The organism is Shinella sp., from assembly GCF_035998705.1.
Lineage (GTDB): Bacteria > Pseudomonadota > Alphaproteobacteria > Rhizobiales > Rhizobiaceae > Shinella.
In genome coordinates this window covers 493,750-519,873 of the sequence record NZ_DASYHH010000008.1, presented here as the reverse complement: position 1 = coordinate 519,873, position 26,124 = coordinate 493,750, and the positions used below count along the sequence as shown (strand labels likewise).

The window sequence follows — 26,124 nt, the reverse complement described above, 5'->3', positions numbered from 1 at the left end:
CAGATCAGAACCGCGCCTTCATCGTGGCGAGGAAGGTGCGGCCGGGAGCGGGCGTATCGTAGGCCATGTCGATATCGGTATCGAAGGCATTGAGCAGTTGGAGGGCGACTTCGAGATGGCCGCTCTCCGATTTCCACGTCACGGCGGCGTCCGTCGTCGAGTAGCTGTCGAGGTTAGCCAAGTAGAGGGTTCCCGCATCGTCCCTGAACTGGCCGCCGAGCCGTTCGCCGACGAATGTCTGCGCGACGCTGAGCGTGAAGCGCGACGGGTGGACATAGGTGAGCCCGACCTGGCTGACATAGTCGGGCACCAGCGGCAGCGTGTTGTCGCCGCCAATGCCCGGTGTCGTATCCTTGTTGTCGTTCCAGGTGAAGGAGCCGAAAAGACCGAGGCCGTTGCCGAACCAGTAGTTCGCGCCGAGGCTTGTCCTGTTGATCTCGCCTTCGCTCGTCTCGAACCAGTTGAAGAAGCCGGGAATGCCGATCGAAACGCCGTCGAAGTGGACGTTCTGGTATTCGAGCGACGTGAAGAATCGCTCGCTCCATTCCGCATCCCATCGTACGGCCGCGGTGCGCGCCTGCCCCTGGTAGAAGGACGGCAGTTGCAGCGGCACGAGCCCCACGGTCGAGACCGGAGAGAGGGTCTGCGTCACCGGATATTGCGTATCCCGCCGGTAATAGGCGCGCAGCCAGTGGTTTTCGACGGGCGCCCAGGCGATGCCGATGCGGGGATCCACCGTTTCGAAGACGCCGCTGGCGGAATCGAACCACGAATAATAGGCGCCGCCCTGCACTTGCAGGTCGGGAGAGAAGTCATAGGTCGCATCGGCGTAGAGGCGAGCCGCCTTGCCATCGGATGCATAGTCGTCCCGACGGAAGATCTCGCCGTTGGTCAGGTCGGTAAAGATCTGGGCGTTGCGTGACTTATAGTCGACCGCCTCCGCGCCATAACGCACGGTGAGCGATCCGATGCCGAAGAGATGGCTGAGGCCAAAACTCTTCGTGTCGCTGCGCGCAGGGCTTTCAACACTATAGGCACCGATGTCGTCGGCCGTTTCGAAATAGTCCGTCGTGTTGGAATGCTCGAACATGCCGAAGGCCTGTATGACGTTCTTGTCCGAGATCGTGTGGCTCCAGGCCCCGCCCAACATCGTGCTTCTGCCGGTGCTTTGGTCTGCCGGCGTGGGAGACCATAGGGGGCCGGGATAGCCTGTCACGGAACGGGAAGAGCTGCCGAACAGGTATATATTGTCGACGAGGGTCGGCCGCAGGCCCAGTTCGAAGACCCCGCCCTCAAAATCGTTCGTGTCGTTGTCGCGCTCGCCTTCCGGTCGGGCGATCTGGCCCTGGAGGTTGTAACTCAGCGGAATGGCGCCGTAGCTGGTGCCCTTGACGTTGATATCGCCGTTCCAGCCCGGTTCCGCTCCTTCGGAGGAAAGACCGGCGGTCAGCGTCGTCTCGATGAAGCTGCGGCGTTCGAGGGGACTGGTGCGCTCCTCGGAAGCGACAGCCAGCGGGTCGAGCATCAGACTTTGCAGGTTCGTCGACAGGTAGACCGAGCCTGCCGGGTAGCGGGAAAGTCCCAGGGGCGGAACGCTGATGAAGGGACTGAGCTGGCCGGCCCTCTGCTCGTCGTCATAACTCGTCGCCAGGAATGGGTCGAAGGCGCGGTCCTTGTAGTACTGGCTCCATTCGTTGAGCCCGAGATTGTCCAGCGTCGCGCCGAGCACGGACGAAACCTGCCGGTTGGCATCGTAGCCGGTATAATAGGCGCCGCGAGCCTGCCGGCGGCGCAACGCCTCGCGGGCGTTGACGATGGCGTCGTCGGCGCGGAATTGGTCGAGTGCGACGCCTGCGCGTATCAGCGAGATGCTCGGATTGTCGCGGTCGAAGCGGTCGGCATTGTCGAGTGCCTGGGCGGTCTCCGCGCTGGCGCCGCTCTGATAGTTGGCAATGGCAAGGCCGATCAGCGCGTCGCCGGCGGTCGGGTTGACGGCGGCGGCCTCCTGCAGGACCTTTTCGCCCTCGGCCGTCTTGCCCATGCGCAGGAGGTAGCGGCCCTTTGCGGCGAGCACGGCGTACGAGGTCGGGTCGAGCGCCTCGCCGGCATCGATCGCCCGCTTTGCGGCGGCCATCTGGTCGTGATCCATCAGGAAGCGCGCATGGTTGGCATGCAGCACGGCGTTTTCCGGGTTGAGGCCGATCGCGCGCCGGTGCGCCGCATCCGCCTCGACGATGGCGTTACGGTCGCTCTGGATGATGCCGATCTCGTTCCAGACCGCGTCGTCGCCCGGTGCCGCCTCCACGGCCCGCGTGAGATCGGCCAGCGCGCCGTCGAGATCGCTCGAAACGGTGGCGCGGAAGCGGGCGCTGACCAGCAGATGGGACGGGTCGCTCGGATCGAGCGACCGGGCGCGCGCCAGCGCCTCGCGCACCTCGTCGCGCCGGTCGACTTCGTAGGCGAGGCTGGCGCGCATCGCCGGCAGGCTGGCCTCGTCGGGAAAACGCCGTTCGGCTCTCTTGAGGATCTCGATCGCCTCGACCTGGCCCTGCATATGCGCGACGACGGTCGCCTGCGCGATCGCCTCGCCGACGGTTGCCGGCGTGCGGTTCAGCGAAGGGGTCTTCACCCGCGCGTCGGGGTCCTTCAGCGAGATCGCGATCCACTCGCCATAGCGCGCCATGGTGCGCCGTTCGCCGGAAAGCTGCGGCAGGGCCTTGCGGAACAGCCGGATCGCCGCGTCATACTGCGTGGTCTGGCCGGCGATCATCGCCTCGACCAGCGTCGCGCGCGCTTCCATCGCTGCCGGCAGCGGGCGGGGCAGGTGCGCGAGGGCTGCCGTCGCCGCTGCCCGTCCGTCATAGGCGAGCGCGGTTTCCGCGAGCTTCAGCCAGTCCTCGCGGCTGCGCCCGGTTTCCGGCTTCGCAAGGATGCCAAGCCGCTCGCTGCGCGCGTCACGCGTGCCTTCGCCGCTGATCGGCAGGCCGTTGAAGACGCCGCGGATCTCGCCATAGAGCAGGACCTGCTCGCGCTCTTCCAGATTGACGAGGATATATTTGCGTGGTGCCTGACCGATCGTCGCCACGGCGCCTTCGCCCTGGCCGACCGTCACCGTGCCTTGCGCGTTGGAAAGCTCGACTACGCCTTCGAGCACCGTCAGCACCGTGCGGTCGCCTTCGGCGCGCAGCGTCCAGTCCGTGCCTCGGATGGCGGCCGCGGCTGCCGGCGTGTCGACGGTCAGGCCGCTGCCGCCGCGTTCCGCGCGGCCCCAGATCGTGCCGCCTTCGAGGTTGAGTTGGCTGTCGGAAGCGCCGTCGATCTTGCGCACGCGCAGCACCGTCTCGCGCGCCATGCGCACCAGCGTATTGTCGGAAAAGCGGATGGCGAGGTTGCCGACGGCATTGGTGCGCAGCGTATCGCCGGCAATGAGGTCCTGGTCGACTTCGACACCGCGCCAGGCCTCGATGTCGACGAAACGGACCTCCTCGCCGGATTTGCGGTCGACGACGGCACCATCGGCCACGGAGCCGCGCGGAAATACCTCGGCGGACGCCGGCAAAAAGCTTCCAACGATCGCCAGGGCGCTAACGCCCAGCTTCAACGCACGCATGTGTTTTAGTTTCGTCCACCCTCGGAGGCGACGTTATGGATGCAATTTCCTGGTGCTGTCAACGAGGCCGGAGCAACCGCATCAGCTGATCTGCCAGGCGATGTAGACGAGCGTCGCGGCGATGACCCAGAGCGCCAGCCGGCCGGATCGGCTGTGGCGGGCTTCGGCGCGGCCGATCGCTTCGGCGGTTTCCGCATCGAAACGCAGGCCTTTTTCGGTCATGGCCGTGAGATCCTGCGAAAATTTCTCCGCCTTGGCGGCGATTTCCGGAGCGGCTTCGGCAAGTCGAAGGGCGGCATGTGCGCCGTCGCGCAGGTCGGTCAGCAGGCGTTTCGGCCCCAAATTGTCCCGAATCCAGTCGCCGACCACGCCCTCGGAGGCCTTCCACATGTTGAAGCGCGGGTTCAGCGTGCGCGACACGCCCTCCACCACCACCATGGTCTTCTGCAGCATGACGAGTTCGGTGCGGGTTTCCATGTCGAAGAGTTCCGTCACCTCGAAGAGCAGCGTCAGGAGCTTCGCCATCGAAATGGTCTCGGCCGGCTGGCCGTGGATCGGCTCGCCGATGGCGCGGATCGCCTGGGCGAAGCTCGCTGTGTCGTGGTGCGAGGGCACGTAGCCGGCCTCGAAATGCACGTTGGCGACGCGCTGGTAGTCGCGGGTGATGAAGCCGTAGAGGATTTCGGCGAGGAAACGGCGTTCCTTCTTGCCGAGCCGCCCGACGATGCCCATGTCGACCGCGACGATGACGCCTTGCGGGTCGACGAAGAGATTGCCCTGGTGCATGTCGGCATGGAAGAAGCCGTCGCGCAGCGTGTGGCGCAGGAAGGATTGGATGAGCGTGTCGGCCAGCTTGTTCAGGTCGTGGCCGGCGGCGCGCAGGCCGTCGACATCCGACATCTTGATGCCGTCGATCCACTCCATGGTGACGACGTCGCGGCCGGTGCGCTCCCAGTCGACCGTCGGCACGCGGAAGCCGGGGTCGTCCTTGGTGTTCTCGCCGAGTTCGGAGAGCGCCGCCGCTTCCAGCCGAAGGTCCATCTCGATCTTCGTCGTCTGTTCCAGCGTGCGCGTCACCTCGACCGGCTTCAGCCGGCGCGTGTTGGGCAGGATCGTTTCCTGAAGGTGCGCGGCCGCATACATCGCTTCCAGATCATGGGCAAAACGCTGGCGTACGCCGGGGCGGATGACTTTTACCGCGACCCGGCGCTCGCCATTCGCATCGCGCACCGTCGCGGGATGGACCTGGGCGATGGAGGCGGCGGCGATCGAGTCGTCGAAACTGACATAGAGGTCATCGAGCTTGCGGCCGAGCGAGCCTTCGACCGTGGCCACGGCGGCGGCGCGCGGAAAGGTCGCCATGCGGTCCTGCAACGCCGAAAGGTCCACGGCGATCTCGGCGCCGACGACGTCGGGGCGGGTCGCCAGGAACTGGCCCATCTTCACATAGGAGGGGCCGAGGCGCTCGATGGCGCGGGCGAGGCGGTCACCACGGTCTTCCTTCGTCGCCTTGCGGCGGGCGAGGACGCCGGCAAAGGCGTGCGCCGTGCGGGCAAGCGGAGGCATGCCTTCCGTCGGCAGCGCCGAGACGACACCCTCGCGCACGAGGACCCAGCCCACGCGGGCAAGGCGAAGATAGGCACTGACGACGCTCATGCGGGAAGGCTATTCTTGGAAGAGACCGGGACCATGCTCAGAGCTTCCAGCCGGAATGCAGCGCGGCGATGCCGCCGGTATAATTGGTGAAATTGACGCGGGAGAAGCCGGCCGTGCGGATCATCGCCGCAAAGTCCTGCTGGTTCGGGAACTTGCGGATCGATTCCACGAGATACTGGTAGGGCTCCGCCTCGCCTGTGATCATCTTGCCGAATTGCGGGATCGCCTTGAACGACCAGGTCTCGTAGAACCTGTCGAGCAACGGCATCTCCACCTCGGAGAATTCCAGCACCAGCAGCCGGCCGCCGCGCTTCAGCACGCGGTAGGCTTCCGACAGCGCCACATCGATGCGCGGCACGTTGCGGATGCCGAAGGCGATCGTATAGGCGTCGAAACTGCCGCTTTCGAAGGGCAGTTCCTCGGCATTGGCTTCCACGAAATCGAGATTGGCGGAAAGCCCCTTCTTCGCCGCGCGGTCGGCGCCGACGGACAGCATCGAGCCGTTGATGTCGAGCACGGTGGCGTGCGCCAGGCGATCGGAGGCCTCGACGATGCGGAAGGCGATGTCGCCCGTGCCGCCGGCAACGTCGAGCACTTTATAGCTGGCGTCCTTGCGCGGGTTGAGGCTTGCGATCATCGCGTCCTTCCAGGCCCGGTGCAGGCCGGCGGACATGACGTCGTTCATGATGTCGTAGCGCTTGGCGACCTTGTGGAAGACGTCGTTGACCAGCGCCTGCTTTTCGCCTTCGGCCACCTGGCGGAAGCCGTAGGAGGTTTCCATGCCGCCGTCGGCGGATGTGCGCTGTTCGGTCATCGTCGTCTCCATGGGCCGTCTGTCGCAGCCGAATTGCCGCAAAGACCATAGCGAATTGGCAAGGGCCGCGCTATCTGAACACCGCGTCCGCCGCTTTGCCGGGTATATAGGACATAGATTGCCGAGAGGGAAATGCCGGGCCGCGGCAAATGCGCTCAAGGTTAAGTCGAAGGAGACGGATATGCCGGAATTGCCGGAAGTGGAAACGGTGAGGCGCGGTCTTGCGCCCGTCATGGAAGGGGCACTGATCCGCCAGGCGGAACTGCGCCGTCCGGATCTGCGCTTTCCCTTCCCGCCGGCCTTTTCCGAGGCGCTGAAGGATCGCCGCGTCGTCTCGCTCGGCCGGCGCGCCAAATATCTGCTGATCGACCTCGATGGCGGCGACGTGGTGATCGCCCATCTCGGCATGTCCGGCTCGTTCCGGGTGGAGGGGCCGGCGCTCGAGACGGAAGCGCCCGGCGATTTCCACATGCCGCGCAGCAAGGACGTGCGCCACGATCATGTCGTCTTTCATCTGGAAACGCCGGAGGGCGAGCGCCGCGTCGTCTACAACGACCCGCGCCGCTTCGGCTTCATGGACCTCGCCCGCCGGGAGAACCTCACCGCCCACGCCTTCTTCCGTGATCTCGGCGAGGAGCCGACCGGCAATACGCTCGACGCCGACTACATCGCGGCCAAGTTCCGCGGCCGCCAGACGCCGCTGAAGTCGGCGCTGCTCGACCAGAAGAACATTGCCGGCCTCGGCAATATCTATGTCTGCGAGGCGCTGTGGCGCGCGCATCTCTCGCCGGAGCGGCTCGCCGGCTCGCTGGTAACGGCGGCGGGCAAGCCGAAGAAGGAGCTCGTCGTGCTGACGCAGGCGATCCGCGAGGTGATAGCCGACGCGATCGCGGCCGGCGGCTCGACGCTGCGCGACCATATCCGCGCCGATGGCTCGCTCGGCTATTTCCAGCATTCCTTCTCCGTCTACGACCGCGAGAAGGAGCCTTGCCGCACACCCGGCTGCACGGGCACTATCGGCCGCATCGTGCAGAGCGGCCGGTCGACCTTCCACTGCGCCGCCTGCCAGAAATAGATCATAAGATTATAAAATAAGAGGAGAGAGACATGGCTTACGAAACGCTGCTGGTGGAGACGCGCGGGCGCGTCGGCCTCATCACGCTGAACCGGCCGCAGGCGCTGAACGCGCTGAACAGCCAATTGCTCGGCGAGCTGAAGGACGTGCTCGCCGTCTTCGAGGCGGATGAAGGCATCGGCGCGATCGTCATCACCGGCTCGGAAAAGGCCTTTGCCGCCGGCGCGGACATCAAGGAAATGCAGCCCTACGGCTTTGCCGAAGCGGTGCTCGCCGATCTCGCTGCCGGCTGGGACGATGTTGCCGGCTGCCGCAAGCCGATGATCGCGGCCGTCAGCGGCTTCGCGCTCGGCGGCGGCTGTGAGCTCGCCATGATGTGCGACTTCATCATCGCCTCGGAGACGGCAAAGTTCGGCCAGCCGGAAATCACGCTCGCCGTCATTCCCGGCATGGGCGGCACGCAGCGGCTGACCCGCGCGATCGGCAAGGCGAAGGCGATGGACCTCTGCCTGACGGGCCGCCTGATGGATGCCGCGGAAGCCGAACGTTCCGGCCTCGTCGCGCGCGTGGTGGCGCCCGAGAAGCTTCTGGAGGAGGCGCGGGCCGCAGCGGAAAAGATCGCCAGCTTCTCGCTGCCCTCGGTCATGATCGCCAAGGAGGCCGTCAGCCGCGCCTATGAGACGGTGCTGTCGGAAGGCATGCGCGCGGAGCGCCGGCTTTTCCATGCGCTCTTCGCTACCGAGGACCAGAAGGAGGGCATGGCGGCCTTCATCGAGAAGCGCAAGCCGGCGTTCAAGCATCGCTGATCGGGCCGGAGCATGTTGCGCAAAAGTGTGCAGCGGTTTTGCGATAACAACATGCGAAAATCGAAGAGCTGAAACGTGGAAAGCGAATCCGGAGGATCGCGTTACGCTTCAGGCGGCGTTTCTTGTAGAATCCGCGTTGACGGCTTCGCGGTTTCCAGCTATACGCCGCCCACAGTTTGGAAAGCCGAATTCTGAGGTTTTCCGATATTGCTCCCGAATTGCTTAGATGACAGGTCGCAGTGACCCGGCACGGCGAGGGCGGGGTTTGTGTCAGATTTCTGAAGAGAGACATACATGGCCAATACAACCTCGGCAAAGAAGGCGACCCGCAAGATCGCCGCGCGCACCGCAGTCAACAAGTCGCGCCGCTCGCGCGTCCGCAACTTCATCCGCAAGGTCGAGGAGGCAATCGCCTCCGGCGATCAGGTTCAGGCCGCCGCCGCCCTCAAGGCAGCCCAGCCGGAACTGATGCGCGCTGCCACCCGCGGCGTGCTCCATTCCAACACGGCATCCCGCAAGGTGTCGCGCCTGGCGAACCGCGTAAAGACGATGACGGCCTGATCAGCCCATCGAGCTATGCAATATTAGGAAAAGCCCGGTGCTCGCACCGGGCTTTTCTTTGTTTTTTCGGCCCTGCTATGGTTAATGTGCACGGCTCGATCTTGTCAAAATAGTGACGAAAAAATTCCTTTAAATTCAGTTACTTGCGGGAGGTTGGGCGGTCTTGCCACCCTTTCGTTGCGGGAGTTTGACAGCAATTTGAGTCAAGCGAATTTTTATTTTTTTCGTTTTCGAGCCCTTCCGAAAACCACTCGAAAACAAAGCCATTGATTCCTAAGAGATTCTCCATGGGAAAGCTGATTCCGAGTCAGGAAGCCCTCTGCGAGTCAACGCCCGCCCCTTAATTTTGCGTAAAATTCGTGATTGATCTTGCTACCTGATCCTGCCTAAATGCTTTCCACAGGGGGCACGGAAACAAGCCTGAAAATGGTCGCCGACAAGACTGTCTGACAGGGCAGCGGTGGTTGTTTGTTCCCTGTGACGGAGCGGCTCCGCTTCGTAAAATCATCAAACCGGCAAAGCTTGCCCCAGGTGCCCCTGGCACTCTGGCAGTGAGTTTTTGTGACTTTTGGTTGTGCCGGTTGTGGCTGTGAGGACGGCCGCCGATGGAGAGGGCATGCCCGCTGGACGCTCTACGAGGGGGCGCACGGCGAGGCCACAGACGGGAAGGCGGGATCGGGTATGACACCGGATCGTGACGACCTGAATTGTGTTTGAGAAACGGGATTGTGCCGGAGCAGGGGGCCGGTTCGATCGGGGCACCAGATCCCGGACCGGGCGATTGGCTCGGCACGGCCGGGAAATGGCAAACATGAAAGGCGCCGGCAGGAATGCCGACGTGGCGAATTGAGCATGAAAGGCGGCAAGATGCAGGTGAATACGGCCACCAGGACAGCTGGTGCATTCGCAAACGGGGAAAATGCACTAAAGGCGCTCCCACCAGAAGGAGTGCAAGCGGCGGGGGTACCATCCGATATGAAGCAGGACGCGATTTTCGAACGGGTCAGTGCGCGCCTCAAGGCGCAGGTTGGTCCGGACGTCTTCGCGAGCTGGTTCGGCCGGCTGAAGATCCATTCCGTTTCCAAGAGCGTGGTGCGCCTTTCGGTGCCGACGACGTTCCTGAAGTCCTGGATCAACAATCGTTATCTCGATCTCATCACCAGCCTGTTCCAGCACGAGGACGCCGAAATCCTCAAGGTGGAGATCCTGGTGCGCACCGCGACCCGCGGCGTTCGCCCCGGTTCCGTTGACGAGGCCATTGCCGTTCAGCCTGCGCCGCAGGTGCAATCGTCGCGCCGTCCGGCCGGTGGCCCGCAGCCTGTTGCAAGCGCTGTCGCGTCGGTTGCCGCCGCGGCCCAGCCGCGCCAGCACGCCGGCCCGCTTTTCGGCTCGCCGCTCGACCAGCGTTATACATTCGATGCCTTCGTCGAGGGCACGTCGAACCGCGTCGCCCTTGCCGCAGCCCGCACGATTGCGGAAGCCGGTGCCGGCGCCGTGCGCTTCAACCCGCTCTTCGTGCATTCGAGCGTCGGCCTCGGAAAGACGCACCTTCTCCAGGCGATCGCGCTCGGCGCCCTGGCGAGCGCCCGCAACCCGCGCGTCGTCTACCTGACGGCCGAATATTTCATGTGGCGCTTCGCAACCGCCATCCGCGACAACGACGCGCTGTCGCTGAAGGAAACGCTGCGCAACATCGACCTGCTGATCATCGACGACATGCAGTTCCTGCAGGGCAATTCGATCCAGAACGAGTTCTGCCATCTGCTCAACATGCTGCTCGATTCCGCCAAGCAGGTCGTGGTCGCCGCCGACCGCGCGCCCTGGGAACTGGAATCGCTCGATCCGCGGGTTCGCTCGCGCCTCCAGGGCGGTGTCGCCATCGAAATGGAAGGGCCGGATTACGAAATGCGTCTCGAAATCCTGAAGCGCCGTCTTGCGGCTGCGCAGCAGGAAGACCAGTCGCTCGATATCCCGGTCGAGATCCTGAGCCACGTCGCGCGCAACATCACGGCCAGCGGCCGCGAGCTGGAAGGCGCCTTCAACCAGCTGCTTTTCCGCCGTTCCTTCGAGCCCAACCTGTCGATCGAACGCGTCGACGAATTGCTCGGCCATCTGGTCGCCGCCGGCGAGCCGCGCCGCGTGCGCATCGAGGACATCCAGCGCGTGGTGGCGAAACACTACAACGTCTCGCGCCAGGAACTGGTCTCCAACCGCCGCACGCGCGTCATCGTCAAGCCGCGCCAGATCGCCATGTATCTGTCCAAGACGCTGACGCCGCGCTCCTTCCCGGAAATCGGCCGGCGTTTCGGCGGTCGCGACCACACGACCGTGCTGCACGCCGTGCGCAAGATCGAGGAACTGATCTCGGGTGACACCAAGCTCAGCCACGAGATCGAGCTCCTGAAGCGCCTGATCAACGAATAGCGCGTTCTTCACGCCCCTTCGACAGCTTTGAACGCTGTGCCGTCCTCCGGGTCGCGCACGGCGTTCCGCTTTTGGCAGAACGGATGAGACCGCCGGCATGGACCTGCTCGTCACCTATATGGAACTCTGCACGCCGCCTTTGGACCGGCCCGCGCTGCCGGCCCCAAGCGCCGATCTGGAAATCCGCGCGGCGCGCCTTTCCCCGGAGGACTACCTGTCACTTTATCAGGCGGTCGGCGAGCCGTTGACCTGGGACCAGCGGCTGCACATGCCGCAGGACGCGTTGGCGCAGCTGCTGTCCGCCCCATCGGCGATCATCTTCGTTCTGCGGGAGGAGGAGGAGCCGGTTGGTCTTTGTGAGTTCGATGCCGCCAACGAGCAGGACATCGAACTCGTGCATTTCGGCCTGATTCCGGCGGCCTATGGCCGACGGCTCGGCCCCTTCCTGCTGGATACGGCGCTCAGGGCAGCATGGCAGACGGCGACGCGGCGCATCTGGCTGCACACCGATACGAACGACCACGCGAAGGCGCAGGCCACCTATGCGCGGGCGGGCTTCACGCCCTACCTGCAACGGATGGAAACCTTTGCCGATTGACGCCGCGGGTCAGCTTCCGCGCACCGCGCGCGCCTCATCGGTGAGCCATTGGCGTAAAGCCGTGACGGCCGGCCGGTCCAGCGCGCCCGGCGGATAGACGATGTAATAGGCAAGCCCCGTCGACACGCCGCGCGAAAAGGGCGCGACCAGCCGCCGCTCCTGGATTTCCCGCGCCACCAGCGAAAGCCGCACCAGCGCGACGCCATCGCCGGCCTTGGCCGCCTCGATCGCGCCATTGCTGTCGGTGAAGACGGGGCCGCGCATCGCATCGATGCCGGTGACCCCCATCGCCTCCAGCCAGAGCCGCCAATCCTGCCGGTGCACGTCGTGGATCAATATATGGTTGGCGAGATCGGCGGGTTCGTCGAGCGGCTGGGTTTCGCGCAATGCCGGCGCGATGACGGGCACGAGGTTGTCGTCGAGCAGCCGCTCGCTGACCAGGCCCTCATAGCGCCCGAAGCCGTGCCGGATCGCGATATCCACGCCGTCACGGACGAAATCGACCAGGCGGTTCGACGCGCTGATGCGGATGTCGACGCCGGGTAGCCGTTCCTCGAAATTCGGCAGCCGCGGCACCAGCCACTGCGCGGCGAAGGTCGGCGTGCAGCTGATCGAAAGCGTCGTCGGTCTTGCGCGGGCCAACAGTTCGTCGGTCGCCTCGCGCATCAGCCGGAAGGCCGAGCGCATCGCCTTGAAATAACCCTCGCCATCCTCCGTCAGCCTCAGTTGCCGTGGCAGGCGATCGAACAGGCGCACGCTGAGCGATTGTTCCAGGTCGCGGATCTGCAGGCTCACCGCACCCGGCGTGACATTGAGCTCGCCGGCGGCAAGCGTGACGCTCAGGTGGCGTGCCGCCGCCTCGAAGGCGCGCAGGCCGGACAAGGAAGGGAGGCGACCGTTCATGGTTTAGTTTTCCTCGCTGATATGCCGAAATATGATCGTTTGTGCGGGACGGGAATAACCGGAATGATAGCGCAACTGCCGGGTTCTTGCATCCGGTCCGATCATTCGGTTTAGAAAAAATCCGTAGGAGGCCGCCATGGCTAGCCATCAAATGTCCGCCCGCGAATGGGCCTTGCTCATCGCCCTGTCGCTGCTCTGGGGCGGCTCGTTCCTGTTCAACGGCATTCTCGTGCGCGAACTGCCGACGCTCACCATCGTCGCGCTCCGCGTAGCGCTTGCGGCAATAGCGCTCTGGACGATCGTGCGCCTCTCCGGCCATGCCGTTCCGAAAAGCCGCGAGGTCTGGCTCGCCTTTCTCGGCATGGGCGTGCTCAACAACATCATCCCCTTCTCGCTGATCGTCTGGGGCCAGACGCATATTGCCAGCGGCCTCGCCTCGATCCTCAACGCCACGACCCCGCTCTTCGCGGTGATCGCCGCCCATCTCCTGACGCAGGACGAGAAGATGACCGGTAGCCGGCTCATCGGCGTGCTCGTCGGCTTCGCGGGCGTGGCCCTGATGATCGGACCGTCTGTGCTCTCCGATCTCGGCACCAATGTGCTGGCACAGCTTGCCGTGCTCGGCGGCGCCGTCTCCTATTCGATCGCCGGCATTTTCGGCCGCCGCTTCCGCCGCATGGGCCTGCCGCCGCTGCTGCCGGCAGCCGGGCAGGTCACCACATCGGCGGCTCTGATGCTGCCGGTCGCCTTGATCGTTGATCGGCCATGGACGCTCGCCATGCCCTCGGCGGAAGCCTGGATGGCGCTGTTCGGCCTTGCCTTCCTTGCCACGGCGCTCGCTTATGTCATCTTCTTCCGCATTCTTGCCACCGCAGGCGCGACGAACCTGATGCTCGTCACCTTCCTCATTCCGGTGAGCGCCATCCTGCTCGGCGCGCTGGTGCTGGGCGAGATGCTGGCGCCAAAACACTTTGCCGGCATGGCGCTGATCGCCGTCGGCCTTGCGGCGATCGACGGACGTCTCTTTCGTTTCTTCATGGAAAAGCGCCGGCCGCTCGGCTCGGATGCCGGCAACTGATCAGCAGGCGAGATCGGCGACGACGGCGTCGAGGATCAGCATGCCGGCCGGCGTACAGCGCAGCCGCGAATTGCCGAGCCGCTCGATGAAGCCGTGCTCGATGAGGAACTGTTCGCGGTCCGGGTCCAGCTCGCGGCCGGAAAGGCTCTGCCAGCGGGCAAGGTCGACACCCTCCTTCAGGCGCAGGCCCATCAGCAGCAGTTCGTCCGACTGCGCCTCGCGCTCCAGCAATTCCTGATCGACCATGCCGTGGCCTCCGGCATCGACCAGGGACAGCCAGGCTTCCGGCTTGCGTTCCGTCGCGGTCGCGATCTTCGAGCCGCCGGTCGTCAGGCGGCCATGCGCGCCGGGGCCGATGCCGACATAGTCGCCATAACGCCAGTAGGTGAGGTTATGGCGGCTTTCGCAGCCGGGGCGGGCATGGTTGGAGACCTCGTAGGCCGGCATGCCTTCGCGCTCGGTGATCTCCTGCGTCGCCTCATAGAGCACCGCCGACTGTTCGCCGTCCGGCACCACCAGCTTGCCGGCTTTGTGCAGGCCGTAGAAGGGCGTGCCCTCCTCGATGGTCAGCTGGTAAAGCGAGAGGTGGTCGACAGCGTAGGAGACGGCCTCCCTGAGCTCGCGGTCCCATTCCTCCACCGTCTGGTTCGGGCGGGCATAGATGAGGTCGAAGGACATGCGCGGGAAGATGTCGCGCGCCAGCCGGATCGCCTTCAGCGCATCGGCGACGTCATGCAGCCGGCCGAGGAATTTGAGATCCCTGTCGTTCAGCGCCTGCACGCCGAGCGAGACGCGATTGACGCCCGCGGCGCGATAGCCGCGAAAACGCTCGGCCTCGACGCTCGACGGGTTGGCCTCCATGGTGATCTCGATGCCATCGGGCACATGCCAGTGGCGGGCGATGCCGTTGAGGATCGCATCGACCGTCTCCGGCGCCATCAGCGAGGGCGTGCCGCCGCCCATGAAGATGCTGGTGACGCTGCGCGAGCCGGTGAGGCGGCGCATCGTCGCCATTTCGGTCAGGAACGCCTGCACGAAACGCGGCTGGTCGACCGGCTGATGGCGCACATGGCTGTTGAAGTCGCAATAGGGGCATTTGGCGGCACAGAACGGCCAGTGCACATAGATGCCGAAGCCTGGCTCGGCGAGGTCCGGCCCAAAGCTCTGCCTGATGTCGAGGGGCACCGCCGTCATCCCGCCTCAGGCCGTCAGGCAGGTTTCGACGAAGATCTTGAAGGCGCGGGCGCGGTGCGACAGCGCTGCCGCATCGCCCGGTTTCCAGCCGTGTTTTTGCTCAGCGCTCATCTCGCCGAAGGTCGTCTCGTAACCCTCGGGCTGGAAGACCGGGTCATAGCCGAAACCCTGCGTCCCGCGCGGCGGCCAGACGACCTGGCCTTCGACCTCGCCGCGGAAGAGTTCCGTATGGCCGTCCGGCCAGGCGAGGCAGAGCACGGAGACGAAACGCGCCGTGCGGTCCTTGGCCTCGCTCACGCCCTTTTCGGCCAGCGCCTTCTCCACCTTCTCCATGGCCATGGCGAAGTCGCGGGTACCGTTCGCCGTCTCCGCCCAGTTCGCCGTGTAGACGCCCGGCGCGCCGTCGAGTGCATCGACCACGAGACCGGAATCATCCGAAAGGGCCGGCAGGCCGGAGGCCTTCGCCGAGGCGAGCGCCTTGATCGTGGCGTTTTCCTCGAAGGTCGTGCCGGTCTCGTCCGGCTCCTCGAAGTTCAGTTCGGCGGCCGACTTGGCGGAGAAGCCAAAGGGGGCGATCAGGTCCTCGATCTCGCGGATCTTTCCCGCATTGTGGCTGGCGACGACGATTGTCTTGGTGTCGAGCTTGCGCATAAGGGTCCTAAGCGATGTTCCAGAGGCCGGGCTCGGCACATTCGAGGCTGTTGCCGGCGGGGTCGCGGAAATAGATGGAGCGGGCGCCGTTCGGCCAACAGAAATCCGCTTCGATGGTGATGCCGGCTTCTACGAGCTTTTCCACCCAGAAATCAAGCTCCGGCCCGGCAACGCGGAAGCAGACATGGCCCGGTCCCGCCGCCCCGTGCACCGGCACGGGAAAGGCATGGGGCGGCGGCGGAACGAAGGTCTCCTGCGGATTGAAGATCAAGAGAACGCCGGGGCCGCAGCGGAAGAAGACGTGGCGGTTTGCCTGCCGCGTGATCTTTTCCAGTCCGAGAAGGCCGCCGTAAAAGGCTTCCGCCGCGTCGAGGTCCTCCGCATAGAGCGCGGTTTCGAGTATCCCTTCGATCGCGGCGGCCATGGGCAAACCTATCTCAGGCGATCGCCTGCTTCTGCATCTCGACCAGTTCGGCAATGCCGTTGCGCGCCAGCGCCATCAGGCCGGAGAACTCTTCCTCCGTGAACGGCTTGCGCTCGGCGGTGCCCTGGATCTCGACGATGCCGCCCGAGCCGGTCATGACGAAGTTGGCGTCGGTCTCGGCGGCGGAGTCCTCGATATAGTCGAGGTCAATCACCGACTGGGCGGCGAAGATGCCGCAGGAGATCGCGGCGACATGGTCCTTCAGGACCTTCTCGACCTTGATCATGTTGCGCGCTTCCATCCACTTCAGGCAGTCGTGCAGCGCGATGAAGGCGCCGGTGATGGACGCCGTGCGCGTGCCGCCGTCGGCCTGGATGACGTCGCAGTCGACGGTGATCTGGCGTTCGCCCAGCGCTTCGAGATCGACGATGGCGCGCAGCGAGCGGCCGATGAGGCGCTGGATCTCCTGCGTGCGGCCACCCTGCTTGCCGCTGGCGGCTTCGCGGCGCATGCGGTCGCCCGTGGCGCGCGGCAGCATGCCGTATTCGGCGGTGACCCAGCCCTTGCCGCTGTTGCGCAGCCACGGCGGCGTCTTGTCTTCGAGGCTGGCGGTAACGAGCACATGCGTGTCGCCGAACTTGACGAGACAGGAGCCTTCGGCATGTTTGGAGATGTTGCGCTCGAAGGAAACCTTGCGCATCTGATCGGTTTTTCTGCCGGACGGCCGCATTGCGAACTCCTCATTGAGATATGTGGGAATTGCTTTAGACCAGTTCTCCAGGCGAGGGAATGCCGATGCCGCGACGCCAGGGAAAATCCGTTTTGCGCTTACCCGCGAAATCACTATATTCCAGTCGGATAACAGGGTTTGCAGCGAGAAGATGGTTTTGAATAGATCTCCGGGTCCTGAAAGTCAGGCGGCGCTCGACGAGCGTTCGGGTGAGATCTTCCGTCGCATCGTCGAAAGCTATCTGGAAAGCGGCGAGCCGCTCGGCTCGCGCAACCTGTCGCGTATTCTTCCCATGTCGCTCTCGCCCGCCTCCGTGCGCAATGTGATGAGCGATCTGGAAGAGCTCGGCCTCATCTATTCGCCGCATACCAGCGCCGGGCGCCTGCCGACGCAGCTCGGCCTGCGCTTCTTCGTCGACGCCTTCATGCAGGTGGGCAATATTTCGGCCGAGGATCGCGCTTCGATCGAGCGCCATGTGCGCCCGCACGGCCAGAAACATTCGGCCGTCGAGACCCTGATGAACGAGGCGAGCCAGGCACTGTCCGGCATGTCGCGCGGCGCCGGCCTCGTCATCACCTCCAAGAACGACGCCATCCTGAAACATGTCGAGTTCATCCGGCTGGAGCCGACCAAGGCGCTCGTCGTGCTCGTCGGCGATCACGACCAGGTGGAAAACCGCATCATCGAGCTGCCGGCGGGCGTGACGAGCTCGCAGCTCACCGAAGCCGCCAATTTCCTCAACGCTCATCTCGCCGGCAACACCCTGTTCGAGGCGCGCGCCCAGCTGGAACGGTTGCGCGGAGAAATCAGCACCGAACTCGACAAGCTGTCGCAGGATCTCGTCGAGCGCGGGCTCATGGTCTGGTCCGGCGGTTTCGACGAGGGCAAGCCGACGCGGCTCATCGTGCGCGGCCGGGCGAACCTCCTGGAGGGGCTTGCGGGCGCGGAGGATGTCGATCGGCTGCGCATGCTGTTCGACGACCTGGAGCGCAAGGACAGCCTGATCGAGCTGCTCAACCTGGCGGAGACCGGGCCGGGCGTGCGCATCTTCATCGGCTCGGAGAACAAGCTGTTCTCGCTTTCCGGCTCCTCGCTGATCGTCGCGCCCTATCGCGACAGCGACGAAAAGATCGTCGGCGCCGTCGGCGTCATCGGGCCGACGCGGCTCAACTATTCCCGTATCGTGCCCATGGTGGACTATACGGCCCAGCTCATGTCGCGGCTTTCGCGTTAAAGCATGCCGCGCAAAAGCGTGCGGCGGTTTTGCGAGAACGGCATGCGGCATATCTGCCCGGCAATCCGGCCATCGGCCCTTGATTTTTCGGGCTCAAAGCTCGATATCGGGCGCAAACCTAAAAATACAATTCGGAGTACGTCATGACCGACGAGAACAAGAAACACGGACCTGACGAAGCGGCAGAAGACAACGTCGCCGCAGAAACGTCCGCCCCGGAAGATCTGACCATCGAGGCCGAAGCCGTGGCGGAGCCGGACCCGGTGGATGTTCTGCGCGCAGAAAATGCCGACCTCAGGGACCGGTATCTCCGCCTCGCCGCCGAGATGGACAACCTGCGCCGCCGTACCGAGCGCGACGTGAAGGACGCCAAGTCCTATTCCGTCGCCGGTTTTGCGCGCGACATGCTGGCCGTGTCCGACAACCTGCGCCGCGCGCTGGATGCCATTCCGGCCGATGCGCTGGAAAGCGGCGATGCCGGTTTCAAGGCGCTGGCGGAAGGCGTCGAGATGACCGAGCGCTCCATGCTCTCCGCCCTCGAACGCCACGGCGTGCGCAAGCTCGAGCCGGTCGGCGAGAAGTTCGACCCGAACTTCCACCAGGCCATGTTCGAAGTGCCGAACCCGGAGATCACCAACAACACGGTCGTGCAGGTCGTGCAGGCGGGCTACGTCATCGGTGAGCGCGTGCTGCGCCCCGCCATGGTCGGCGTCTCCAAGGGCGGCCCCAAGGCCCCCGCCGGCGAGGCGAGTGCCGCCCAGGCCTGATCGTCATTATCGGGACAAAGAAAAACCGGCGGTCGCAAAACCGCCGGTTTTTTCATGCGAATTGGAGATGGTCAGGCGGCGTTCGACGCCTGTTCCTCGCTCAGGCAGGCGTAGATGGCGCTCTCGTTGTCGGAGGCGCGCAGCTTCGCCACCATCGCCGGATCGCGCAGCACGCGGGCGATGCGCGACAGCGCCTTCAGATGGTCCGCACCGGCGCCTTCCGGGGCCAGAAGCAGGAAGACGAGGTCGACCGGCTGGTCGTCGAGCGCCTCGAAATCCACGGGGGTCTCGAGCCGCGCGAAGAGACCGGTGATCTGCGAAAGCTCCTTCAGCTTGCCGTGCGGAATGGCAATGCCATTGCCCACGCCGGTCGAGCCGAGCCGCTCGCGCTGAAGGATGACGTCGAAGATCTCGCGTTCCGGAATCCCGGTGATCTTTGCCGCTTTTGTCGCCAGTTCCTGAAGCAGCTGCTTCTTGGAATTGGCCTTCATCGCCGGAATAATCGCACTTTGCTGCAGCAAACCTGCCAATGCCATGCTTTTGTCCTCGTGAGGCGGGTGAAGGGGTTGAAGAAACGTGGTGCCGGTTTCCGGCACCACGCTCCCGTCACTCAGCCTTTGATATTGGCTGCGTCGATCCAGCCAATATTTCCGTCGTTGCGTCGGTAGACGATATTGAGCTGCTCCGAACCGGCGCTGCGGAAGAGAAGAACCGGTTCGTCCGTCATGTCGAGCGCCATGACGGCGCTTGCGACGGACATCGTCCGCAGTTTCTTCGTGCTTTCCGCCACGATTGTCGGGGCGTAGTCCTCGGGAAGCTCGTCTTCTTCGTCGGGGACCGAATCCATCACCGTGTAGGCCACTTCTGCAAAGGCATCGTGACCATTGCCGTTGTGGTGTGCCTTGAGTTTGCGCTTGTACCTGCGCAGGCGTTTCTCGATCCGTTCGGAGGCCGTTTGAAAGGCCACCAAGGGGTCGTTTGCTTCGCCGTTCGCCTGCAAGGCCATCCCCGTATCGAGGTGGATCTTGCAGTCCGCGCTGTACCGCGATCCCGCTTTTTCAACGGTGACCTGGCTCGAATATCCTCCGTCGAAATATTTGGTTACGGCCTCTCCGACCTGGACTTCAATTCGCTGACGGAAAGTTTCGCCGATTTCCATATGTTTACCGGATACACGCACACTCATGGAGGTTTCCTCTCTTTCGTGATTTGCGTGCAACAGTCTATTCCAACCTTACGCACGTTCCAAGCGTTTCACGCATGCGATGGAATTTGCGTCGCATGCCGCAGAAAAGTGGGGATATGTCTGGAATTCCGGCCTTCTTCTCTTCAGAATTGGGGCGCGCAGTAGCCCGTTCCGGCGGCGAAGTCAATTGGCGGATTCAGGCATTCTTAACTTCTCATGCTCTGAAACGCCGGTTCTCCCGGCTTTGTTTCATGACGCGGCCGCTTTGGCATGCGCCCGTTTTTCGCGCCGGCGCTGCACGGAGGAGGGAATGTTCATCGCCTCGCGATATTTCGCGACCGTGCGGCGGGCGAGATCGACGCCGCCCTTGCGCAGGATATCGACGATATCGTCGTCCGACAGCACGGCATCCGGCTGCTCCTGGGTGATCATGGTGCGGATGCGGTGGCGGACACTCTCGGCCGAATGGGAATCGCCCCCCTCCGCCGAGCCGATCGACACGGTGAAGAAGTATTTGAGCTCGAACAGGCCGCGCGGCGTCAGCATGAATTTGTTCGAGGTGACGCGGCTCACCGTCGATTCGTGCATCTTGATCGCCTCGGCGATTGTTTTCAGGTTCAAGGGCCGCAGGTGGTCGACGCCGTGCAGCAGGAAGGCATCCTGCTGGCGCACGATCTCGCTGGCCACCTTCATGATGGTGCGGGCGCGCTGGTCCAGGCTGCGCGTCAGCCAGTTGGCCGTCTGGAGGCACTCGTTGAGAAAACCCTGGTCCTCGCTGTCGCGGCGCGTGCGGCTGGAGACGGAGGCATAGTAGTCGCGGTTGACGAGCACGCGCGGCAGGGTGTCGGCATTGAGCTCGACATGCCAGCTGCCGTCCTGGGCAGCGCGCACGACGATGTCCGGCACCACGGCCTCCGAGAGGCTCGTCTCGTAGCGCGTGCCGGGCTTCGGATCGAGCTTGCGGATTTCCGCCAGCATGTCGAGCAGATCTTCCTCGTTGACGCCGCAGAGTTTCTTCAGCGTCGCGAAGTCGCGCCGGGCGAGAAGCTCGAGATTGTCGATCAGCGTGGCCATGGCCGGATCGAACCGGTCGCGGGCGCGCAGTTGGATGGCGAGGCATTCGCCGAGCGAGCGGGCGAAGACGCCCGGCGGATCGAGCTCCTGGAGCCTGTAGAGCACGCGGTCGACCTCGGCGACGGGCTTGCCGAGCCTGAGCGCCGTCTCGGCGGTGCTGCCCTGCAGGTAGCCGGCCTCGTCGAGCTGGTCGATCAGATGCTGGGCGACCAGCCGATCGATGGGGTCGGAGAGCAGAAAGGGAAGCTGCGCGCCGAGAACGTCGCGCAACGTCTCGCGGCCCGCCACGAAGTCGTCGAGGTCGTAGTTTTCGCCGCCCTCGCCGCCGGGCATGGATTTCCACTGGTCGATGAGTTCCGGCGCGTCGGCCGCGCGGGGTCCGGCATCGTCGGGAAACATGTTGTCGAGACCGCCGTCGCTCGTCTCGGACGCGCTTCCGGCACTCATCGTGGCGGAATCGTAGAGGTCCGGCTGAAAGCCCTCCTCGCTGCTTACATCTTCGGCACGGGCGCGGTCTTCGCTGGGCAGGGAATAGGCATCGGTGCCGCGTTCGTCGTCGCGCGCACCCTCGTCGCCGGAAACCACTTCGAGCAGCGGATTTTTCTCCAGCTCCTGCTCGATGAACTGGTTCAGCTCCAGATGCGTCATCTGCAACAGCTGGATCGACTGCATCAGCTGCGGTGTCATCACCAGCGATTGGCTTTGGCGCAGAAAAAGGCTGGCTGCGAGTGCCATGCGGACGCTCTACTCCCGGGGAAACCCGTCCTGGACGGGTGCAAAATCCAACTGGCCCAAAAATTGCTTTTTTGATCCGTTTGGTCAAGCGGCAGTGGCGAACTTGGTGAAAATCGTGGCGATCAGGCCTCAGAGGCTGAAATTGTCACCGAGATAGAGGCGGCGCACATCCGGATTGGCGACGATGTCGTTCGCCCGGCCATGGGTCAGCACCTCGCCGGCATGGATGATATAGGCCCGGTCGATGAGGCCGAGCGTCTCGCGCACATTGTGATCGGTGATCAGGACGCCGATGCCGCGGGAGGTCAGGTGGCGCACCAGCGCCTGGATGTCGGCGACCGAGATCGGATCGACGCCGGCAAAGGGTTCGTCGAGCAGCATGAAGGTCGGGTCGGTGGCGAGCGCGCGGGCGATTTCGAGCCGGCGGCGTTCACCGCCGGACAGCGAGATCGCCGGCGCCTTTCTCAGATGCGAGATCGAGAATTCGGCAAGCAGGCTGTCGAGCTTCTGCTCGCGCTGCACCTTGTCCCGGTCGTGCACTTCCAGCACGGCGCGGATGTTTTCCTCGACGGTCAGCCCGCGGAAGATCGAGGCTTCCTGCGGCAGGTAGCCGACGCCAAGCCGGGCGCGGCGATACATCGGCATGGTCGTGACGTCGTTGCCGTTGATCTCGATCGAGCCTTCGTCCACCGGCACGAGGCCGGTGATCATGTAGAAACAGGTCGTCTTGCCGGCACCGTTCGGCCCGAGCAGGCCGACGGCCTCGCCGCGGCGCACGACCAGCGACACGCCGTTGACGACGCGTCGGTCGCGATAGGCCTTGGTCAGCCCGCGGGCAATGAGGGTCCCTTCGTAGCGCGAGAGATCGGCGGTACGCTGGGGCTCCTGCGCGGCCTTCTTGGGGCGGCGCGTCAGGCGGGTGAGCAAGGATGAGGACACGGGCAGGGCGCTATATCAGTTCGTGGTCTTGCGCGACTTCGGGTCGAGCTGGATCATGACGCGGCCGCCGCAGGCATCGAGCTTGGCCTCGCCGGTGCGCATGGTGACGGTGAGCTGGCAGCCGACGAAGACGTTCTTGCCCTCCGACAGCACGACCTTCTCGCCCTTCAGCAGCAGCGTCTCGTTGACGAGGTTGAACGTGCCGGTATCGGCGGTCGCTTCCTGCGTGCCGGACTTGAGATAGACCTTTTCCGAAACGTCGATCTTCTCGATATCCGCATCGCCGCTGGCCACGGACCCTTGTCCGCCGGCTGCGTAATAGACGATCATCTTGCCAGCCTGGAGCGTCGTCGTGCCCTGCACGACCTTCACATTGCCGGAAAATTCGGCCTTGTTCTCTTGGTCCCGGATCTCCAGCTTGTCGCTCTGGATCTGGATCGGCTGGTCGTTCGACAGTTGCATGCCCTTCATGCGGCTCGACGTCTGCTGGGCGCCCGCGGGAACCGAGATCAGCGCAAGGCTTGCGGCAAGAACGGATATGCTGGCGGCCCTGAGCGGGGCGGAGAGAGTGGCGAACATGGCGCTCTTACTTTTCTCGGTTGCGGATGGCGGCGGGATCGACGTCGACGACGACCTTGCCTTCAAAGACGACGATCCGGCCTTTATCCGTCATTCTCAGCGACTGCGCAACAATGGATGCTTCGCGCGAGCGGATGGAAACCGGCTCCTGCGTCGACATGTTGCCGCCGTCTATATCGAGATGGGCGGAGCGGAAGGCGGCTTCGAGGCCGGTGTTGAGGCTGATGGTGAAGGGGGCGATCATGTCGAGCAGGTTCTTGCCGCGATCGTAGACGCCGGTGGCGGCCACGACCTCGGCAATCGTGCTCTCGTTGACCGGCACCTTCGCCTTGATGTTTTCCAACGTCAGCACGTCCGGCTGCTTCATGTCCTGCAGCGCGCGCTCGGCCTTCATGGAATAGCTGATGCCGTCCTCGTTGCGCCCGGAGATCGCCGGATTGCGCATGACGATCTTGCCGTCCTCGATCGAGGCGCTCTCGACCTGCAATTCCGTGGGCAGGTAGGTGCGCACGATCGAGACGATGACGAAGATCACGGCGACGATGATGGCGGCGACCGGCAGCGCGACCTTCAGGAAGCGCACACGGGCGGAATGCCGCTTCGCGAGGCGGTAAGCCTCGGCGGCGGCAATGAAGCCCGGTGCACCCATCGGTGCTTCTGTCACGCTGTCCAGCATTGTGCCTGCTAAATATCTTGCCGGGATGGCCCTCGCCGCGAAACGACGGAACCCACGGATAACGGGGCGCATATGGCGATTATTCCTGAACAAACAATGTCTGTCCAAGAAAGTTCAGCGACGAATTGCCATTTGCGTCTGGAATGCCATATCGATAGGGCCTTCGGCAAGCCACCTGAACGTCTGGGGGCACCAGCATCGAGGACAGGGAATGGATCACTCCGCCATCGCCGACCGCCGGCAACTGCGCCGCAAGCTCACCTTCTGGCGGGTCGTCGCCGTGCTGATCGCGCTCATCGTCATCCTGGCGGCCGCCGCCTGGCGCTGGCCGGGGGGCGGCGCGCGCGACCATATTGCGCGGATCAGCATTTCCGGCATCATCCAGGACGATACCGAGCTTCTGGAGCGCCTCGACCGCATCGCCCGCAACGACCGGGCGAAGGCGCTCGTCGTGACGATTTCGTCGCCGGGCGGCACCACCTATGGCGGCGAGGTCATCTTCAAGGCGCTGCGCAAGGTGGCGGAAAAGAAACCCGTCGTCTCCGACGTGCGCACGCTCGCCGCCTCCGCCGGCTACATGATCGCGACCGCCGGCGACACGATCATCGCCGGCGAAAGCTCGATCACCGGCTCGATCGGCGTGCTTTTCCAGTATCCGCAGATGAAGGAATTGATGGACAAGATCGGGGTCTCGCTTGAGGAAATCAAATCCGCGCCGCTGAAAGCCGAGCCTTCGCCGTTCCACCCGGCCAGCGAGGAAGCGAAGACCATGATCCGCGCCATGGTGATGGACAGCTACGACTGGTTCGTCGATCTCGTCGTGGAGCGCCGCAAATTGCCCCGCGACGAGGTGCTGCGCCTTGCCGACGGCAGCATCTTCACCGGCCGCCAGGCGCTCGCCGCCAAGCTGGTCGACAAACTCGGCGGCCCGGAGGAAATCCGCGCCTATCTCGACGAGCGCAAGGTGCCCGCCGACCTGCCCTTCGTCGACTACGAGGCAGAGAAGCGGTCGGGAATTTCATGGATCGGCAGCAGTGCGCGCGATTTTGCACGTTCCGTCTTCGGCCTGCCGCTCGATCTTCAACCGACGATCGAAAAGCTGACCGGCGAAAAGTTGTTTCTTGACGGTCTTGTCTCGGTTTGGCAGGTTGATCACGATTGAAAAACAAGAATTTTTAAGGGGGACACAGTGATCAAGTCGGAATTGGTTCAGATTGTCGCCGCGCGCAATCCCCACCTCTACCACCGTGACGTCGAGAACATCGTCAACGCGGTGCTCGATGAGATCACCGATGCGCTGGCCGGCGGAAACCGGGTGGAGTTGCGCGGCTTCGGCGCCTTCTCCGTCAAGAACCGCCCCTCGCGTTCGGGACGCAACCCGCGCACGGGCGACGCGGTCTTCGTCGAGGAGAAGTGGGTTCCCTTCTTCAAGACCGGCAAGGAGCTGCGCGAGCGGCTCAATCCCGGCCAGGCCGATCAGGACGATTAAAGCGATTCCGGCAAAAGAGTGCCGCGATTTTGCGTCAGGAATTGCGGAAACACTCTAAAAGCGCAGGCGCCTGATCGGCGCCGCGCGCCAAGCAGGTAAAGCCATGATGATCAAAAGAGTAGTCAACATCCTCGTCCTCATCCCGATCGCCATCGTGCTGATCGTGCTGTCGGTGGCGAACCGGCAAGCGGTGACGCTGGCACTCAATCCGTTCCGGCCCGAGGACAGCGTGCTCTCCGTCACCGCGCCGTTCTTCGTCTACCTCTTCCTCGCGGTGATCCTGGGCCTGGTGATCGGCTCGTTCGCCACCTGGTTCACCCAGGGCAAATACCGCAAACGCGCCCGCATCGAGGCGAGCGAAGCCGTGAAGTGGCACAGCGAGGCGGAAAAGCACAAGGCGATCGCCGCGCAGGCCGTGGTGCCGGTTTCCGGGAAATAATTAATTAGGCTGCGCCGCCGTTCAGCTTCTCGACGAGATCGGCGAAGAACTGCGTCGCGAGCTTCTTCGACGTCGAATCGATCAGCCGCGAGCCGAGCTGGGCGAGCTTGCCGCCGATCTGCGCCTTCACGTCATAGGAAAGAATCGTGCCGTCGCCGTCTTCGGTGAGCCGCACGTCGGCGCCGCCCTTGGCAAACCCCGCAATGCCGCCCTTGCCCTCGCCGGAAATCGTATAGCCCATCGGCGGGTTGAGGTTGGAAAGCGTCACTTCGCCGCTGAAGGTCGCCGAGACCGGGCCGATCTTGATCTTGACGGTCGCTTCCAGTTCGGTCGGCGATTTCATGGTGAGCGACTGACAGCCCGGAATGCAGGCCTTCAGGATTTCCGGGTCGTTCAGCGCCGCCCAGACGGCGTCGCGCGGTGCAGCAATGCGTTCTTCGCCGGACATGTCCATGATCGATCCTCCCAGGAATAGCCTCAAC

The 26,124-nt window shown here is 64.0% G+C and carries 26 protein-coding genes; 11 read left to right on the top strand and 15 right to left on the bottom strand.

Features of this window, described 5'->3' with window-relative positions; genetic code table 11:
- Positions 1–4: 4 nt before the first annotated feature.
- The 3 genes from VGN93_RS05475 to ubiE all read right to left on the bottom strand — a co-directional run bounded on the left by VGN93_RS05475 (position 5) and on the right by ubiE (position 6,080).
- Complete coding sequence (locus VGN93_RS05475) at positions 5–3,610, bottom strand: TonB-dependent receptor domain-containing protein (protein WP_327506649.1); 3,606 nt, start codon at positions 3,608–3,610, stop codon at positions 5–7.
- Positions 3,611–3,691: 81 nt separating this feature from the next.
- Entirely contained in the window at positions 3,692–5,266 is a 1,575-nt protein-coding gene (ubiB, locus tag VGN93_RS05470) for a 2-polyprenylphenol 6-hydroxylase (RefSeq protein WP_327506648.1), read from the bottom strand.
- Positions 5,267–5,303: 37 nt separating this feature from the next.
- Positions 5,304–6,080, bottom strand: coding sequence for a bifunctional demethylmenaquinone methyltransferase/2-methoxy-6-polyprenyl-1,4-benzoquinol methylase UbiE (gene ubiE, locus VGN93_RS05465; RefSeq protein WP_327506647.1), 777 nt, complete (start codon positions 6,078–6,080; stop codon positions 5,304–5,306).
- A gap of 181 nt (positions 6,081–6,261) precedes the next feature.
- Between ubiE and mutM the strand changes: the two genes are divergently transcribed.
- From mutM to VGN93_RS05440, 5 genes are all read left to right on the top strand, one after another.
- On the top strand, positions 6,262–7,155 hold the full coding sequence (mutM, locus tag VGN93_RS05460; protein ID WP_327506646.1) for a bifunctional DNA-formamidopyrimidine glycosylase/DNA-(apurinic or apyrimidinic site) lyase: 894 nt from the start codon (positions 6,262–6,264) through the stop codon (positions 7,153–7,155).
- Between the two features lie 32 nt (positions 7,156–7,187).
- The gene (locus VGN93_RS05455; protein ID WP_327506645.1) at positions 7,188–7,961 is read left to right on the top strand and encodes an enoyl-CoA hydratase; all 774 of its coding nucleotides are present in this window, start codon (positions 7,188–7,190) and stop codon (positions 7,959–7,961) included.
- Positions 7,962–8,255: 294 nt separating this feature from the next.
- On the top strand, positions 8,256–8,522 hold the full coding sequence (gene rpsT / locus VGN93_RS05450) for a 30S ribosomal protein S20 (RefSeq protein WP_319323769.1): 267 nt from the start codon (positions 8,256–8,258) through the stop codon (positions 8,520–8,522).
- A gap of 975 nt (positions 8,523–9,497) precedes the next feature.
- Complete coding sequence (gene dnaA / locus VGN93_RS05445) at positions 9,498–10,946, top strand: chromosomal replication initiator protein DnaA (RefSeq protein WP_414714025.1); 1,449 nt, start codon at positions 9,498–9,500, stop codon at positions 10,944–10,946.
- A gap of 97 nt (positions 10,947–11,043) precedes the next feature.
- Positions 11,044–11,544, top strand: coding sequence for a GNAT family N-acetyltransferase (locus VGN93_RS05440; RefSeq protein ID WP_327506643.1), 501 nt, complete (start codon positions 11,044–11,046; stop codon positions 11,542–11,544).
- A 9-nt stretch (positions 11,545–11,553) separates the two neighbouring features.
- Here VGN93_RS05440 and gcvA read toward each other — a convergent pair whose 3' ends face one another.
- The gene (gcvA, locus tag VGN93_RS05435; protein ID WP_319323772.1) at positions 11,554–12,447 is read right to left on the bottom strand and encodes a transcriptional regulator GcvA; all 894 of its coding nucleotides are present in this window, start codon (positions 12,445–12,447) and stop codon (positions 11,554–11,556) included.
- 136 nt (positions 12,448–12,583) lie between these two features.
- Here gcvA and VGN93_RS05430 point away from each other — a divergent pair, with 136 nt between their 5' ends.
- Positions 12,584–13,525: a DMT family transporter gene (locus VGN93_RS05430; protein WP_327506642.1), complete on the top strand. Its 942-nt coding sequence runs from the start codon at positions 12,584–12,586 to the stop codon at positions 13,523–13,525.
- Here the strand turns inward: VGN93_RS05430 and hemW are convergent, their stop codons facing one another.
- The 4 genes from hemW to rph are packed head-to-tail and all read right to left on the bottom strand — an operon-like array spanning position 13,526 to position 16,524.
- Positions 13,526–14,719: a radical SAM family heme chaperone HemW gene (gene hemW / locus VGN93_RS05425; RefSeq protein WP_327506641.1), complete on the bottom strand. Its 1,194-nt coding sequence runs from the start codon at positions 14,717–14,719 to the stop codon at positions 13,526–13,528. It abuts the gene before it with no gap.
- Positions 14,720–14,725: 6 nt separating this feature from the next.
- On the bottom strand, positions 14,726–15,370 hold the full coding sequence (rdgB, locus tag VGN93_RS05420) for an RdgB/HAM1 family non-canonical purine NTP pyrophosphatase (RefSeq protein ID WP_327506640.1): 645 nt from the start codon (positions 15,368–15,370) through the stop codon (positions 14,726–14,728).
- 7 nt (positions 15,371–15,377) lie between these two features.
- Entirely contained in the window at positions 15,378–15,794 is a 417-nt protein-coding gene (locus VGN93_RS05415; RefSeq protein WP_327506639.1) for a VOC family protein, read from the bottom strand.
- Positions 15,795–15,807: 13 nt separating this feature from the next.
- Positions 15,808–16,524, bottom strand: a complete 717-nt coding sequence (gene rph, locus VGN93_RS05410) for a ribonuclease PH (protein WP_327506638.1) — start codon at positions 16,522–16,524, stop codon at positions 15,808–15,810.
- A 157-nt stretch (positions 16,525–16,681) separates the two neighbouring features.
- Between rph and hrcA the strand changes: the two genes are divergently transcribed.
- Together hrcA and grpE are read left to right on the top strand one after the other, a co-directional pair.
- Positions 16,682–17,758 (top strand): heat-inducible transcriptional repressor HrcA, encoded by a 1,077-nt coding sequence (gene hrcA, locus VGN93_RS05405; protein WP_319323778.1) that lies wholly within the window; start codon positions 16,682–16,684, stop codon positions 17,756–17,758.
- A 143-nt stretch (positions 17,759–17,901) separates the two neighbouring features.
- Complete coding sequence (gene grpE / locus VGN93_RS05400) at positions 17,902–18,525, top strand: nucleotide exchange factor GrpE (RefSeq protein ID WP_319323779.1); 624 nt, start codon at positions 17,902–17,904, stop codon at positions 18,523–18,525.
- A gap of 71 nt (positions 18,526–18,596) precedes the next feature.
- Here grpE and ptsN read toward each other — a convergent pair whose 3' ends face one another.
- The 6 genes from ptsN to lptC all read right to left on the bottom strand — a co-directional run bounded on the left by ptsN (position 18,597) and on the right by lptC (position 23,714).
- The gene (gene ptsN, locus VGN93_RS05395) at positions 18,597–19,061 is read right to left on the bottom strand and encodes a PTS IIA-like nitrogen regulatory protein PtsN (RefSeq protein WP_319323780.1); all 465 of its coding nucleotides are present in this window, start codon (positions 19,059–19,061) and stop codon (positions 18,597–18,599) included.
- A gap of 74 nt (positions 19,062–19,135) precedes the next feature.
- Positions 19,136–19,711: a ribosome hibernation-promoting factor, HPF/YfiA family gene (gene hpf, locus VGN93_RS05390; RefSeq protein ID WP_319323781.1), complete on the bottom strand. Its 576-nt coding sequence runs from the start codon at positions 19,709–19,711 to the stop codon at positions 19,136–19,138.
- Between the two features lie 249 nt (positions 19,712–19,960).
- Positions 19,961–21,520 carry an RNA polymerase factor sigma-54 gene (rpoN, locus tag VGN93_RS05385; protein WP_327506637.1) on the bottom strand — a complete coding sequence of 520 codons (1,560 nt, stop codon included), beginning with the start codon at positions 21,518–21,520 and terminating at the stop codon, positions 19,961–19,963.
- 129 nt (positions 21,521–21,649) lie between these two features.
- On the bottom strand, positions 21,650–22,447 hold the full coding sequence (gene lptB, locus VGN93_RS05380; protein ID WP_413818721.1) for an LPS export ABC transporter ATP-binding protein: 798 nt from the start codon (positions 22,445–22,447) through the stop codon (positions 21,650–21,652).
- Between the two features lie 27 nt (positions 22,448–22,474).
- Positions 22,475–23,038, bottom strand: a complete 564-nt coding sequence (locus tag VGN93_RS05375; protein WP_319323783.1) for an LptA/OstA family protein — start codon at positions 23,036–23,038, stop codon at positions 22,475–22,477.
- Positions 23,039–23,045: 7 nt separating this feature from the next.
- Positions 23,046–23,714, bottom strand: coding sequence for an LPS export ABC transporter periplasmic protein LptC (gene lptC, locus VGN93_RS05370; protein WP_327506636.1), 669 nt, complete (start codon positions 23,712–23,714; stop codon positions 23,046–23,048).
- 211 nt (positions 23,715–23,925) lie between these two features.
- Between lptC and sppA the strand changes: the two genes are divergently transcribed.
- From sppA to VGN93_RS05355, 3 genes are all read left to right on the top strand, one after another.
- Entirely contained in the window at positions 23,926–24,876 is a 951-nt protein-coding gene (gene sppA / locus VGN93_RS05365) for a signal peptide peptidase SppA (RefSeq protein WP_327506635.1), read from the top strand.
- A 9-nt stretch (positions 24,877–24,885) separates the two neighbouring features.
- On the top strand, positions 24,886–25,203 hold the full coding sequence (locus VGN93_RS05360; RefSeq protein WP_162911428.1) for an integration host factor subunit beta: 318 nt from the start codon (positions 24,886–24,888) through the stop codon (positions 25,201–25,203).
- 106 nt (positions 25,204–25,309) lie between these two features.
- Positions 25,310–25,642 (top strand): DUF1049 domain-containing protein, encoded by a 333-nt coding sequence (locus VGN93_RS05355; RefSeq protein WP_256118092.1) that lies wholly within the window; start codon positions 25,310–25,312, stop codon positions 25,640–25,642.
- 4 nt (positions 25,643–25,646) lie between these two features.
- Here the strand turns inward: VGN93_RS05355 and VGN93_RS05350 are convergent, their stop codons facing one another.
- Positions 25,647–26,096, bottom strand: a complete 450-nt coding sequence (locus VGN93_RS05350) for a carbon monoxide dehydrogenase subunit G (protein ID WP_327506634.1) — start codon at positions 26,094–26,096, stop codon at positions 25,647–25,649.
- Positions 26,097–26,124: the final 28 nt, after the last annotated feature.

Excerpts from the sequence above, each read along its gene's own strand:
- VGN93_RS05475 (WP_327506649.1), bottom strand. The coding sequence starts at position 3,610 with ATGCGTGCGTTGAAGCTGGGCGTTAGCGCCCTGGCGATCGTTGGAAGC.
- ubiB (WP_327506648.1), bottom strand. The coding sequence starts at position 5,266 with ATGAGCGTCGTCAGTGCCTATCTTCGCCTTGCCCGCGTGGGCTGGGTC.
- ubiE (WP_327506647.1), bottom strand. The coding sequence starts at position 6,080 with ATGACCGAACAGCGCACATCCGCCGACGGCGGCATGGAAACCTCCTAC.
- mutM (WP_327506646.1), top strand. The coding sequence starts at position 6,262 with ATGCCGGAATTGCCGGAAGTGGAAACGGTGAGGCGCGGTCTTGCGCCC.
- VGN93_RS05455 (WP_327506645.1), top strand. The coding sequence starts at position 7,188 with ATGGCTTACGAAACGCTGCTGGTGGAGACGCGCGGGCGCGTCGGCCTC.
- rpsT (WP_319323769.1), top strand. The coding sequence starts at position 8,256 with ATGGCCAATACAACCTCGGCAAAGAAGGCGACCCGCAAGATCGCCGCG.
- dnaA (WP_414714025.1), top strand. The coding sequence starts at position 9,498 with ATGAAGCAGGACGCGATTTTCGAACGGGTCAGTGCGCGCCTCAAGGCG.
- VGN93_RS05440 (WP_327506643.1), top strand. The coding sequence starts at position 11,044 with ATGGACCTGCTCGTCACCTATATGGAACTCTGCACGCCGCCTTTGGAC.
- gcvA (WP_319323772.1), bottom strand. The coding sequence starts at position 12,447 with ATGAACGGTCGCCTCCCTTCCTTGTCCGGCCTGCGCGCCTTCGAGGCG.
- VGN93_RS05430 (WP_327506642.1), top strand. The coding sequence starts at position 12,584 with ATGGCTAGCCATCAAATGTCCGCCCGCGAATGGGCCTTGCTCATCGCC.
- hemW (WP_327506641.1), bottom strand. The coding sequence starts at position 14,719 with ATGACGGCGGTGCCCCTCGACATCAGGCAGAGCTTTGGGCCGGACCTC.
- rdgB (WP_327506640.1), bottom strand. The coding sequence starts at position 15,370 with ATGCGCAAGCTCGACACCAAGACAATCGTCGTCGCCAGCCACAATGCG.
- VGN93_RS05415 (WP_327506639.1), bottom strand. The coding sequence starts at position 15,794 with ATGGCCGCCGCGATCGAAGGGATACTCGAAACCGCGCTCTATGCGGAG.
- rph (WP_327506638.1), bottom strand. The coding sequence starts at position 16,524 with ATGCGGCCGTCCGGCAGAAAAACCGATCAGATGCGCAAGGTTTCCTTC.
- grpE (WP_319323779.1), top strand. The coding sequence starts at position 17,902 with ATGACCGACGAGAACAAGAAACACGGACCTGACGAAGCGGCAGAAGAC.
- ptsN (WP_319323780.1), bottom strand. The coding sequence starts at position 19,061 with ATGGCATTGGCAGGTTTGCTGCAGCAAAGTGCGATTATTCCGGCGATG.
- hpf (WP_319323781.1), bottom strand. The coding sequence starts at position 19,711 with ATGAGTGTGCGTGTATCCGGTAAACATATGGAAATCGGCGAAACTTTC.
- rpoN (WP_327506637.1), bottom strand. The coding sequence starts at position 21,520 with ATGGCACTCGCAGCCAGCCTTTTTCTGCGCCAAAGCCAATCGCTGGTG.
- VGN93_RS05375 (WP_319323783.1), bottom strand. The coding sequence starts at position 23,038 with ATGTTCGCCACTCTCTCCGCCCCGCTCAGGGCCGCCAGCATATCCGTT.
- lptC (WP_327506636.1), bottom strand. The coding sequence starts at position 23,714 with ATGCTGGACAGCGTGACAGAAGCACCGATGGGTGCACCGGGCTTCATT.
- sppA (WP_327506635.1), top strand. The coding sequence starts at position 23,926 with ATGGATCACTCCGCCATCGCCGACCGCCGGCAACTGCGCCGCAAGCTC.
- VGN93_RS05355 (WP_256118092.1), top strand. The coding sequence starts at position 25,310 with ATGATCAAAAGAGTAGTCAACATCCTCGTCCTCATCCCGATCGCCATC.
- VGN93_RS05350 (WP_327506634.1), bottom strand. The coding sequence starts at position 26,096 with ATGGACATGTCCGGCGAAGAACGCATTGCTGCACCGCGCGACGCCGTC.